Here is an 11,260-nt window from a genome sequence, read left to right as displayed (position 1 = left end):
CCGATCGGGCCCGGCCCCCGGGTCGCCGACGCACGGCGCGAGGCGGACAAGCGGGTGGGCGCACCGGAGGCGGCGCTCGCCGCGTCGTGGTCGCGTTCGGCGGGTGTCAACGGCGCGGAGCCCGTGCCCGTGGTGCCGGTGCCGTCCGCGGAACCGGCGGCCTGGCGGCCGTGGCGGTTCCGGATGTCCAACGACGTCTGGGGCACGCCGCATGTCGTCGGCGACCGGGTGTACGTCACGTCGTTCGAGGTGCACGCGCTCGATGTGGCCACCGGGCGGCGGCAGTTCAAGACCCGTGACGTGGCCTGGTCGATGGCGATCACCGACGGCCGGATCCACGCCTCCGACGGGCCCACCCTCTTCACGCTCGACGCGGCCGACGGCACCGATCTGTGGCGCTTCGCGACGGACGCCTGGGTGTACTCGCTCAAGGCCGACCGCGGCACGGTCGTCGCCGGGCTGCGCGGCGGTGCCGTATGCGGCTACGAGGCGGCGAACGGCGAGAAGCTCTGGGAGATCACCGGGGCGCAGACCGACTTCGAGACGCCGGAGGCCGGGCCCGTCATCCACGAGGGCACGGTGTTCCTGTGGAAGGACGCCAGGCTGCGCGCCGTCGAGGCCCGTACGGGCGTCGAGCGATGGTCGTATCCCATCGGTGACGCCGCCTCCTGCGGGGGCGTGCCGGTCCGGCTGACCCCGGCGTCGGACGGTGCGGTGTACGTGGCCGCAGGGACCCGCGTGCTCGCCATCGACATCACGTCGGGGCAGGTCCGCTGGCACTTCGAGGCACCCGCGGTGTTCCTGTCGCCGCCCGCGTACGCACCCGGCGCCGCGGTCACCGGCGGCGGGGTCTACCTCGCGGACTATCTGGGCACGGTGTACGCCCTGGACGCCAAGGACGGGCGGGACCGGTGGCGGATCGCCACGGAGTCGCGGTCGTCCATCGACCCGGTGCTCGTGGCCTCCGGGCATGTGCACGTGGGCGCCGGCAACGGGCTCTACACCCTCGACGCCGTCACCGGTACGCCCAAGTGGCGCTTCCAGGCGGGCGGCGAGGTCATCGGTTCACCGGTCGCGGCCGAGGGACGGCTGCACTTCGGCTCCGCCGACCACTGCCTGTACACCCTTGACGCGGTGGGCGGACAGCTCCGCTGGAAACTGGCGACGGGCGGCGAGATCACCGGGGCGCCGGTCGCCCAGGCGGGCGTCGTGTACGCGTGCAGCAAGGACCGCTGCGTGTACGCGCTGGACGCGGTGAAGGGGACGGGGACGGCGCGGTAACTGGATCAGCCGCCGGAGCCCGAGCCGGATGACGGCGGAGGCTTGTGCCAGGCCGGGGGAGGACCGTCCTGCTGCTCAGGGGGCGGCCCGTCCACAGGTGGCATCGGAGGCGGCGGGGACGCTGCCGGAGGCGGGGACGACGACGAGCGGTCGTCGAACGCGTCGAACGAGTCCGGGGCGTGGGGGTCCGGGCCGTCCAGGGTCGGCACCGTGGACGCCGGGGCCGCCGGCGCAGGAGCCGCCCTGCGGGGCCGGCCGGACATGATCAGCGCCGCGAGCAGGATCATCGCCCCGCCCACGAACGCGCTGCCCGCGCCGACATCGAGCCCGTTGCCGTCCGCGTCCACGGAGAGCGAACCCTCCGCCTGGCCCACGCGCACCATCCACAGGACCGCGAACCCCATCGCCACGATGCCCGCGAATGCGAGCAGCAGCCGCGAGCGCACGACCACGCCCACCAGCGTCACCATCGCGACGAACAGGAAGGGCAGGAACAGCGAGCCGAACAACTGCGCCTTGTCGTCCGTGACACCGTCCGCCGAGAACAGCTCGTCGATGCGGTAATCACGGCCGAGACGGCCGTCGTACCAGGCACGGAAGGGGCTCCAGACGACGGCCGCCGCTCCGGCGAGAGCGAGGACCGACCCGAGGACGTTGCGGACGCGGCTCATCGGTGACCTCCCATAAGGGCTCTCGTTCCCGACGCTACGCCGCACCCCCGCGTCTCACCACCGGGAACCGGCTCCGTTCGCTGCTGCTAAGGTGCCGCCGGTTCGATTCGTTGATCGGGGGAGGGGCCCGCAGTGCGGCTTCGTCGTGTCAGGTTCGCAGTCGTGCTGGTCGCCGTGGTGCTCGCGCTGACCGGCTTCCAGACGTCGTCCACATCCGGTGGGAAGAGCGGCAGCGGCAAGAGCAGGTCGGGGAGCGGCTCCGGAGGGGGCGGATGCTCCAGCAACAAGTCGAGCGGTTCCTCGACGGGCGGGTACCGCGACCACGACAACGACGACTATGACGACGACTCCGGGTACGAGGGCACCTCGTCCGGCGGCGCACAGGAGCCGACCGAGGAGCCGGAGCCCACGGTGGCCAGCGATGGGGCGTACGCGGTCGTGGTGAAGTGCCTCGGCGACGACTCCCGGTCCGCGAAGAAGAAGCGGCAGGGCGGCAAGCTCCGCAAGCCCGGCTACGACAAGGCCTCCGAGGTCGAGGTGCACGCGGTGAGCGGCGGCAGGTACCGGGTGGGCGTCGGGTTCGTGGACGTCATGGACGTGGGGCAGGACGCGAACGACACGACCCTGACGCTGAAGGCGGGCGAGACACGCAAGGTCCGGATCCCCATGAGCGACTCCTCGCAGGCACCGAAGGTGCAGGGCTGCGAGGTCTACGAGGTCACCCTGCTGGACTGACCGGCGCCGGCGGAAAGCTCAGCGCAGCCGGAACCCCGGCTGCCGCTTGCCGAAGAGCCCGGCCTGTTCGCCGGACGGCAGGTTGCCGAGGCCGATCAGCTGGGGGGCCTGGGCCGCCGCCTGCGCCCGGGCCGGAGCCGACGCCGCCCACACCGCACGCACCGTGCCCTCGACGGCCTCGGGCGGATACGAGGCGATGACCTCGGCCGAGGACACCGCGGCCGCCAACGCCTCGCCCGGCGCGGTGAGTTCGGAGACGAGCCCGACCTCGTACGCGCGCCGCGCCGAGACCCGCTCGGCCGTCCCCATCAGGGACATCCGCGCGACCTCCCCGAACGGCATGCGCTGCGCCATGTAGATGGCCTCGTACGCGCTCACCATCCCGTACGTCGTATGCGGATCGAAGAACGTCGCCCGTTCGTCCGCGACGATGAACTCGCTCTCGCCGAGGAGGTAGAAGGCCCCGCCGCAGGCCATCCCGTTCACCGCCGCGATCACCGGCTTCCACAGGTCGCAGGCCTTCGGCCCGATCGCGACCAGGGGATCGTCGATCGTGTACGGGGACGGCGGCTGCGGCACGTCCACGCCCCGGTCGATCCCGGTGCAGAAGGCCTTCTCACCCGCGCCGGTGATCACGACGGCCCGTACCGACGGATCGAATCTGAACTGCCGCCAGGCGGCGGTCAGTTCGGCGGCCGTCTCCAGATCGATCGCATTGTGCTTCTCGGGCCGGTCCAGGGTCAGGACCGCGACCCCGGTCTCCTTGTCGCACTCCACACGTAGGGACATCAGCGCTCCAGGACCCACTGCGGCATCGTGAACTCGCCGATCCGCGCGAACACCACCTGCACCCGCGCCCCGATCCTCAGCCGGGACGGATCCACGGAGTTCCAGGCGGCGCCCGCCTCCGTGACGAGGTTGCCGACGAGGCGGATGCGTGGGGCGTCGGCGAGTTCGACGACGATCGCGTTGTACGGGGCCATCTCCGCGTACGCCGGAAGGAGCGGCGGATGCGGGAAGACGTAGGACCAGATCCGGCCCTTGCCGCTCATCCGCCGCCACTCGCTGTCGAAGGACTGGCAGTGCGGGCAGCAGGGGCGCGGCGGGAAGCGGAGTTCGCCGCACTCCGGGTTCGCGCAGGCCTGGACGCGGAGTTCGTGCTGGGCGGTGTACTCCCAGAAGGGCGCGCCGTCGTCGTCGACGACCGGGGCCAGGAGGTCGGGAGAGGTCATCGGGGATCAGCTCCTCAGGAGTACGGCCGACGTGGGGACGCCCTCGCCCGCGGTCACCAGGCAGGTGGCCGCGTCGGGGACCTGGGCGGTGGAGGTGCCGCGCAGCTGCTTGACGCCCTCGGTGATCAGGTTGAAGCCGTGCACGTACGCCTCGGAGAGGCCGCCGCCGCTGGTGTTGATGGGCAGCCGGCCGCCGATCTCCAGGGCGCCGCCCTCGGTGAACGCGCCACCCTCGCCGCGTCCGCAGAAGCCGTAGCCCTCCAGGGAGAGCGGGATGAGCGGTGTGAACGCGTCGTAGATCTGCGCCACATCGATGTCCTCGGGCCCGAAGTCGGCCTGCTTCCACAGCTGTCGGGCGGCGGTCCACGCCGGACCGGACAGTGGGTCGTCGTTCCAGTAGTTGACCATGCCGTGGTGCTGTGCGGGCAGGCCCTGCGCGACCGAGTGCAGATAGACGGGCTTCTGACGGCAGTCGCGGGCGCGCTCGGCGGAGACGATGACGGCCGCCAACGCACCGTCCGTCTCCAGGCAGTTGTCGAAGAGGCAGAGCGGATCGCTGATCATGCGGGCCGTCATGTACGACTCGCGGGTCATCGGGCGCTCGTACATCTGCGCCGCCGGGTTCTGGTTGGCGCGGTTGCGGCAGGCGAGGGCGACGTTGAAGAGGTGGTCGCGGGTCGTGCCGTACTCGTGCATATGGCGCCGCGTCAGCATGCCGATCTCGTCGGCCGGCCGCAGCAGGCCGTACGGACGGGTCCACTGTCCTGGTGTGGGGAGTTGGACCTGGGTGTTGGTCCATGGGCGGCGCCCCGAACCGCGCTTGCGGGAGCGCCAGGCGACACCGACGCCGGCCTGCCCCGTCGCGACCGCCGAGGCGAGATGGGCGAGCGTGGCGCAGGAACCGCCGCCGCCGTAGCCGACCTTGGAGAAGAAGGTGACATCGCCCGCGCCGATCGCCTTCGCTATCTCGACCTCGTCGGTCTCCTCCATCGTGTACGAGGCGAAACCGTCGACCTCGGCGGGGGAGATGCCCGCGTCGTCGAGCGCCGCGAGGATGGCGCGGCAGGCCAACGCCTTCTCGGATTCCGGTAGTTGTTTCGCGAAGGGGGTCTGGCCGATCCCGACTATCGCTGTAGCGTCCTTCAATGCGCCCGCGGCCATGGCCACCTCCGAGATCACGCGCCTGCATCCCTGCTGACAGCGGAGGAGGCTACAGCTAATCTGACGGATAGTCAGCTACTGCGGTGGGAGGGCTTGCGATGCGCGGGGAAGAGCGAGTGATGCGCGGCGACCTTGAGTGGGGCAGCATTCCGGGCCTGGTACGTGCGGCGGCCCGGCGTTACAGTGCGCAGGAGGCGGTGGTCGAGGGCCGCACCCGGATCACGTACGCGGAACTCGGCAAGCGCGTCGAACGCGCGGCGGCGGCGTGCATCGCGAGCGGGGTCGAACCCGGGGACCGGGTGGCGGTGTGGGCGCCCAACACCCTCGACTGGATCGTCTCCTCGCTCGGAGCGGTGTCGGCGGGCGCGGTACTCGTCCCGCTCAACACCCGCTTCAAGGGCAGCGAAGCCGCGTATGTCCTCGGCCGCTCCCGCGCCAAACTGCTGTTCATCACGGGGACGTTCCTCGGAACCTCGTACGTGGCCTCGCTGCGGCGGGCGACCGCCGAGGGCGAGGGCTCCGGGCCGCTGCCGGCGCTCCCGCACCTGGAGCAGGTGGTGGTCCTGTCCGACGACGCCCCGGAGAACTTCCGTACGTGGAAAGACTTCCTGGCGGGCGGGGACGTGGTGCCGGCCGCGGAGGTCGAGGCGCGGGGAGCCGGCATCGACCCGGCCTCACCCTCGGACCTCGTCTTCACCTCGGGCACGACGGGCCGCCCCAAGGGCGCCGTCATCACCCACGCGCAGTCCCTGCGCTGCTACGACATCTGGAGCGAACTCGCGGGCCTGCGCGAAGGCGACCGCTATCTGATCGTCAACCCCTTCTTCCACACCTTCGGCTACAAGGCGGGCATCCTGGCCTGTCTGATGCGCGGCGCGACCATGGTGCCGCAGCCGGTCTTCAACGTGGACACGGTGCTCGCCAACATCGCCAGCGAACGCATCTCGGTGCTGCCGGGACCGCCCACCCTCCACCAGTCGCTCCTCGACCACCCCGCCCGCGCCAAGCACGATCTGTCGGCGCTGCGGCTCGTCGTCACGGGCGCTGCGGTGGTCCCGCTGCAACTGGTCGAGCGGCTGCGCACCGAGCTCGGGATCGCCACCGTCCTTACGGCATACGGCCTTTCGGAGGCCAGCGGGATCGTCACGATGTGCCGGCGCGGGGACGCGGCCCAGGTGATCGCGGAGACCTCGGGGCGGGCGATACCCGGCACGGAGGTCCGTGTCGTCTCCCCGGGGGGCGAGGCGCTCGCGGCGGGGAAGTCCGGTGAGGTGATGGTGCGCGGGCACAACGTGATGCAGGGGTACTTCGAGGACCCCCAGGAGACGAAGAAGACCATCACGCCGGACGGCTGGCTGCGCACCGGGGACGTCGGGGTGCTCGACGAGGAGGGCAACCTCCGGATCACCGACCGCATCAAGGACATGTTCATCGTCGGCGGCTTCAACGCGTATCCGGCGGAGATCGAGCAACTGCTCGGACTGCACCCGGACATCGCGGACGTCGCGGTGATCGGCGTGCCGGACGCGCGGCTCGGCGAGGTCGGCAAGGCGTACGCGGTACGGCGCGCGGGTTCGACCCTCACCTCGGACGATCTGATCGCCTGGTCCCGGCGCGAGATGGCCAACTACAAGGTGCCGCGGCAGGTCGAGTTCGTGAGTGAGCTGCCGCGGAACGCGAGCGGGAAGGTGCTGAAGACGGAGCTGCGGGGGCGGGGCTAGGGGCTCGGCGCCCGGCCGTGCGCCCAGTTCGGCGCCCGGCCCGGCGCCCGCCTCTGCGCCCAGTTCGGTGTCGAGCCCGATGCTAGCTCCGTGCCTGGAACGTGTCGATCTCGGCCTGGCTGGGCTCGACGCAGAACTCGTTGCCCTCGGGGTCGAGGAGCGTCTGCCAGCCCCTGCCGTTCGGGCGGCGCATATCGTTCTCGAGCGTCGCGCCGAGGGCGAGCAGCCGGTCGACCTCTTCGTCGCGGGTACGGTCCTGCGGCTGTACGTCGAGGTGGACACGGTTCTTGAGCGTCTTGCCCTCGGGCACGGTCACGAACAGGATCGTGTCCCCCGCGTGCTCGACGATCGCCTCGGGATCCCCGGGCTGATCCTCGTCGCTCATCTTCCCGCCGAGCACTTCGGCCCAGAACTGGGCCTGGGCGTAGGGGTTGTGGCTGTCGATGGTGATGTGCCGGATGTGTGAGGTCATCCGGGCATCCTGACTCGCGTGGACGTGTGGGGCAACGGAGTTGTTCCGGGGGCGTGGGTGGGCGCCGGTTGGTGGCGGGCCGGGTCCGGTGGGGGTGCGGGTGGGCGCTGGTTGGTGTGGGCCGGGTCCGGTGGGGGTGCGGGTGGGCGCCTGCGGCGGGTGGAGTTCCCCTACCCGCCCCTTCCCGAAACCGGGGGCTTCGCCCCCGGGCCCCCACCTGACGGAGGGTGTGTGCTCTTGAGGGCTCCGCCCTCAACGCTTCGGGCGAGGCTCGCCCCTGCGCCCCAGCGGGGGCGCGGCCCCTGCACCCTCGGTGCTTGGCCTCCGCCTTCATCCCGGTGCTTGGCCTCCACCTGTATCCCGTGCATGGCCTCCACCCGTAGCCCAGTGTTCGGCCCGGTCCGCCGCGGACCGCCCCCGGCGAGGCCCTGCCCCGCGTGGCCCCCACCCCGCGTGGCCCCCACCCCGTAAGGCCTCACCCCGCGAGACCCCCGCACGACATGCGTCGGCCGCGGCAGCGGGCTCCCCCTCCGCGCTGCCGCGGCCGATCCCCCGTCATGGAAGGAAGTCGTTACACCTCTTCCGAGCCCGCGTGGCTGTCCTCCGTGGTGGCGGGCTCGCTGCCCGCGTGGCTGTCGGTCGGCTTGACCGGCTCGCTGCCCGCGTGGCTGTCCTGCGTCGTGATCTCTTCGTCCGGAGCAGGCTTCTTGTCGGCGTCGCTCATCGTGTTCCCCTGTTTTGTTTGGGATCTGTGGTGGAGACGCCCGCTCGGCGACTCCCCCGAGGACCGCCGAGCGGGCGTGCTGGACCGTTCACCCTAGAGGGTGAACATCCCCGCGAGCCGTCTGCCCCCCGACGCGACGGGCCGCTGAGGAACACAGTGGCGTGCCGTCATAAACGATTGATGAACGGCCGCCTCGCAGAGCTCACTTACACCGCTCGCGCAGCTGCCTCACCTGCCCGGCACGCCCTCGCTCAGGAGCTCGCCGGCACGCCCTCGTTCAGGACCTGCCCGGCACGCCCTCGCTCAGGACCTCGTCGGCACGTCCTCGCTCACGCCGCGAGCGGAGTCAGCAGTGCCCGTACGTCGGCCGCTTCCGACGCGCCCGCCTGCTCGTGCAGCGCCAGCGCCTCCCGCCAGCAGGCGCGCGCCCGATCGGACTGGCCGAGCGAGTCGAGCGCCTTGCCCAGCGTCGTGAGGACATTGGCGCGGGCCCAGTCGCCGCCGATGCAGCCGAGTGCGAGGGCCTGTTCCGCGTGCTGGGCCGCGCGCGCGGGGCTGCGCCTGGCCAAGTGGGCCTGCGCGATCCGCAGATGCGCCGACCCCTCCCACAGGCGCTGCCGCATCTCGCCGAACACATCCAGTGCGTCGGTGAGTTGGGTCAGCGCCTCATCCGCGCGTCCGCCGTGCGTCAGCGCGATGCCGAGCGCCAGCCTGGCGTTGGCGAGCCGCAGGGTGAGCCCCAGCTCGTCGTAGATCTCGATGCCCTGCTCGGCGAGGCGGACGGCCTCGGACGTGCGGCCCATGGCCACCAGGATCCGGGACAGATTGCACAGCGCGCTCGCCGCACCCGGACCGTTGTCGTCGGCGCGGAAGGCGTCGATGGCCCGCTGCAGATACCGCTCCCCGTCCGCGTACTCCTGACGGTAGAGCGCCAGGATGCCGCGCTCGTTGGGGGCGTTGGCAGCCGTCCACGCGTCACCCGAGACGACTCCGAGTTCGGTGGCCCGCTCCGCCTCCTCGGCGGCCTGGGCGAACCGGCCGAGCCTGCTGTGCACCTGGCTCAGCGTCGTGCGCGCGCGTCCCTCGGCGACCGGTGAGCCGGCGGCCGTCTCGCACGCGGCCTGCGCGGCCGACTCGTACCGGCGTGAGGACGCCCCCGACTCGGCGAGGTCCTTGGCCACGAGCAGCAGGTCCACGGCTCGGTCCAGGTACGTGCCGTGCAGGTTCTGCTGCACGCACGCGAGGATGCAGTCGGCCTCCGCGTGCAACCAGTCAAGGGCAAGGGCCTTGTCGTCGAAGCGCAGCCCCGCATAGTGGGTGACCGCCAGATGCGCGGTGGTGCGATCTCCCGGCCGCTCGATCGCGTACACCTGCGCCGCCGTCGCCAGATAGAAGTCGAGGAGCCGCGACAGCGCGGCCCCCCGCTCGCTGGGCGGCTGCTCGTCGCGCTCGGCGCAGGAACGCGCGTAGAGGCGTACGAGGTCGTGGTAGCGGTAGCGGCCGGGCGCCGCGGATTCGAGGAGCGAGGCGTCCACGAGGGACTCGAGGAGGTCCTCGGCCTTCTCCTCGGGCAGGTCGAGGACGGCGGCGGCCGCCGCGAGGGAGATATCGGGGCCGTCCGCGAGGCCGAGGAGGCGGAAGGCGCGGGCCTGCGAGGGCTCCAACTGCCCGTAGCCGAGCTCGAAGGTGGCCTTGACCGCGAGGTCGCCCGCCTGGAGCTCGTCCAGGCGCCGGCGCTCGTCGGCGAGCTTCGCCGCGAGGACGGAGACCGTCCAGGTCCGGCGGGCGGCGAGCCGGGAGGCGGCGATACGGATGGCGAGCGGCAGGAAACCGCAGGCGGCCACCACGTCGAGCGCCGCCTCGCGCTCCGACGCCACTCGCTCATCGCCGACGATCCGGGTGAAGAGCTGAAGGGCCTCCTCGGGCGACATCACATCCAGGTCGACGAGGTGTGCACCCGCCAGATCCACCATGCGGTGGCGTGAGGTGACCAGGGCCGCGCAGCCCGCGGTGCCCGGCAGCAGCGGCCTGACCTGCGCGGCGTCGCGCGCGTTGTCGAGCAGGACGAGTACGCGCCGGCCGTCGAGCACCGAACGGAACAGCGCCGAACGCTCCTGAAGCGTCTCGGGAATCGCCGCGTCCGCGGTGCCGAGCGCCCGCAGGAACGCACCGAGCACCGCCTGCGGCTCGGCGACGCGGGGGCCGGATCCTTGCAGGTCGACGTACAACTGCCCGTCCGGGAAGTGCACACGAGCGGCATGCGCGACATGGACGGCGAGTGTGGTCTTGCCGACGCCGCCGATCCCGGCGACGGCGGAGACCGCCATCACCTGGCCCTCGGCGGAGGCGAGCACATCGCTGAGCTCGGACACGAAGGCGCCGCGCCCGGTGAAGTCGGAGACGGTGGCGGGCAGTTGGGCGGGATGGATCGGCGCGGCGGCGGGCTGGGCCAGCGGAGCCGCCGGCTCCGCGAGACCCGGGTCCGCGCGCAGGATGCGCTGGTGCAGATCCGCCAGGCCCTGGCGGGGGTCGACTCCCAGCTCTTCCGCGAGGAGACGGCGTGTGTCGTCGTACACCGCGAGGGCCTCCGCCTGGCGCCCGCTGCGGTACAGCGCGAGCATCAGGAGCTCGCGCAGCCGCTCCCGCAGCGGGTGCGCGGCCGTGAGCGCGGTCAGTTCGGAGACGGCCTCCGCGTGGCAGCCCTGCTCGAGATCCATGTCGAGACGGGTCTCGAGGATCTGCAGGCGCCACTCCACGATCCGGGTGCGCTGGGTGTCCGCGTACGGTCCCGGAACATGCGCGAGCGGTTCGCCGTCCCACAGGCCGAGCAGCTTGTTGATGAGCGCCCGCGCCTGGCAGAGATCCCCCACCGCGCGCGCCTTCTCGGCCTCCGTCCACAACTCCTCGGCCACGGCGAGGTCCAGCGCGTCGGCGGAGATCCGGATCGCATAGCCGCCGGCCTCGCTGACCAGCGAGTCCGGGTCGAGGATCTTGCGCAGTCTGGAGGCATACGTACGCAGCGCGGCCAGGGCCTGCGACGGCGGCTCCTCACCCCAGATGCCGTCGATCAGCTCGGCGGCCGTGGCCGTCCGCCCCTGCCGCAGCAGCAGCGCGGCGAGCAGCGCCCGCTGCTGCGGGGACCCGGTCGGCAGCGGGTCCCCGCCGCGCCAGGCCCGCACCGGTCCGAGCAGGCTGAACTGCAGCGGCGCCATTGTTTCCGGCCGCCGCTGGGCCGGCACGCGCGGTATACCGTCCATCGTGGT

General features: G+C 71.9%; 10 protein-coding genes. 3 read left to right on the top strand and 7 right to left on the bottom strand.

All coding sequences use genetic code 11. The annotated features are described in order from the left end of the window. Positions 1 to 1,281: PQQ-binding-like beta-propeller repeat protein (locus ABT367_RS19370; RefSeq protein WP_352254308.1), on the top strand; the 1,281-nt coding region annotated here is incomplete at its 5' end. A gap of 5 nt (positions 1,282 to 1,286) precedes the next feature. On the opposite strand, the gene ABT367_RS19365 is transcribed toward ABT367_RS19370, so the two are convergent. Next, complete coding sequence (locus ABT367_RS19365) at positions 1,287 to 1,952, bottom strand: hypothetical protein (protein WP_352254307.1); 666 nt, start codon at positions 1,950 to 1,952, stop codon at positions 1,287 to 1,289. Between the two features lie 162 nt (positions 1,953 to 2,114). Here ABT367_RS19365 and ABT367_RS19360 point away from each other — a divergent pair, with 162 nt between their 5' ends. Beyond that, a complete protein-coding gene (locus tag ABT367_RS19360; RefSeq protein ID WP_352254306.1) occupies positions 2,115 to 2,687 on the top strand; it encodes a hypothetical protein in 573 nt (190 codons plus the stop codon). Between the two features lie 18 nt (positions 2,688 to 2,705). On the opposite strand, the gene ABT367_RS19355 is transcribed toward ABT367_RS19360, so the two are convergent. From ABT367_RS19355 to ABT367_RS19345, 3 genes are read right to left on the bottom strand one after another with little or no spacing between them, the layout of a single operon-like run. Then, the gene (locus ABT367_RS19355) at positions 2,706 to 3,476 is read right to left on the bottom strand and encodes an enoyl-CoA hydratase/isomerase family protein (protein WP_352254305.1); all 771 of its coding nucleotides are present in this window, start codon (positions 3,474 to 3,476) and stop codon (positions 2,706 to 2,708) included. Beyond that, positions 3,476 to 3,919, bottom strand: coding sequence for a Zn-ribbon domain-containing OB-fold protein (locus ABT367_RS19350; RefSeq protein ID WP_352254304.1), 444 nt, complete (start codon positions 3,917 to 3,919; stop codon positions 3,476 to 3,478). The genes ABT367_RS19355 and ABT367_RS19350 overlap by 1 nt, the downstream gene beginning before the upstream one ends. Before the next feature lie 6 nt (positions 3,920 to 3,925). Next, positions 3,926 to 5,080 (bottom strand): lipid-transfer protein, encoded by a 1,155-nt coding sequence (locus ABT367_RS19345; protein ID WP_352254310.1) that lies wholly within the window; start codon positions 5,078 to 5,080, stop codon positions 3,926 to 3,928. A 119-nt stretch (positions 5,081 to 5,199) separates the two neighbouring features. On the opposite strand from ABT367_RS19345, the gene ABT367_RS19340 reads away from it, so the two are divergent. Next, positions 5,200 to 6,801 (top strand): FadD3 family acyl-CoA ligase, encoded by a 1,602-nt coding sequence (locus tag ABT367_RS19340; RefSeq protein ID WP_352254303.1) that lies wholly within the window; start codon positions 5,200 to 5,202, stop codon positions 6,799 to 6,801. Between the two features lie 82 nt (positions 6,802 to 6,883). On the opposite strand, the gene ABT367_RS19335 is transcribed toward ABT367_RS19340, so the two are convergent. The 3 genes from ABT367_RS19335 to ABT367_RS19325 all read right to left on the bottom strand — a co-directional run bounded on the left by ABT367_RS19335 (position 6,884) and on the right by ABT367_RS19325 (position 11,254). Next, positions 6,884 to 7,273 carry a VOC family protein gene (locus ABT367_RS19335; RefSeq protein WP_352254302.1) on the bottom strand — a complete coding sequence of 130 codons (390 nt, stop codon included), beginning with the start codon at positions 7,271 to 7,273 and terminating at the stop codon, positions 6,884 to 6,886. A gap of 571 nt (positions 7,274 to 7,844) precedes the next feature. Further along, on the bottom strand, positions 7,845 to 7,997 hold the full coding sequence (locus ABT367_RS19330) for a hypothetical protein (protein WP_352254301.1): 153 nt from the start codon (positions 7,995 to 7,997) through the stop codon (positions 7,845 to 7,847). Positions 7,998 to 8,326: 329 nt separating this feature from the next. Beyond that, complete coding sequence (locus tag ABT367_RS19325; RefSeq protein WP_352254300.1) at positions 8,327 to 11,254, bottom strand: AfsR/SARP family transcriptional regulator; 2,928 nt, start codon at positions 11,252 to 11,254, stop codon at positions 8,327 to 8,329. Positions 11,255 to 11,260 lie beyond the last annotated feature (6 nt).

Source organism: Streptomyces mesophilus (genome assembly GCF_040300965.1).
GTDB classification, from domain to species: domain Bacteria; phylum Actinomycetota; class Actinomycetes; order Streptomycetales; family Streptomycetaceae; genus Streptomyces; species Streptomyces mesophilus_A.
The sequence above is the reverse complement of the archived record's forward strand: the minus strand, read 5'-3'. Positions and strand labels throughout refer to the sequence as shown.

What these genes read in the sequence shown, in the direction of transcription:
- ABT367_RS19345 (WP_352254310.1), bottom strand. Translation starts at nt 5,080, where the DNA reads ATGGCCGCGGGCGCATTGAAGGACGCTACAGCGATAGTCGGGATCGGC.
- ABT367_RS19350 (WP_352254304.1), bottom strand. Translation starts at nt 3,919, where the DNA reads ATGACCTCTCCCGACCTCCTGGCCCCGGTCGTCGACGACGACGGCGCG.
- ABT367_RS19365 (WP_352254307.1), bottom strand. Translation starts at nt 1,952, where the DNA reads ATGAGCCGCGTCCGCAACGTCCTCGGGTCGGTCCTCGCTCTCGCCGGA.
- ABT367_RS19355 (WP_352254305.1), bottom strand. Translation starts at nt 3,476, where the DNA reads ATGTCCCTACGTGTGGAGTGCGACAAGGAGACCGGGGTCGCGGTCCTG.
- ABT367_RS19330 (WP_352254301.1), bottom strand. Translation starts at nt 7,997, where the DNA reads ATGAGCGACGCCGACAAGAAGCCTGCTCCGGACGAAGAGATCACGACG.
- ABT367_RS19340 (WP_352254303.1), top strand. Translation starts at nt 5,200, where the DNA reads ATGCGCGGCGACCTTGAGTGGGGCAGCATTCCGGGCCTGGTACGTGCG.
- ABT367_RS19325 (WP_352254300.1), bottom strand. Translation starts at nt 11,254, where the DNA reads ATGGACGGTATACCGCGCGTGCCGGCCCAGCGGCGGCCGGAAACAATG.
- ABT367_RS19335 (WP_352254302.1), bottom strand. Translation starts at nt 7,273, where the DNA reads ATGACCTCACACATCCGGCACATCACCATCGACAGCCACAACCCCTAC.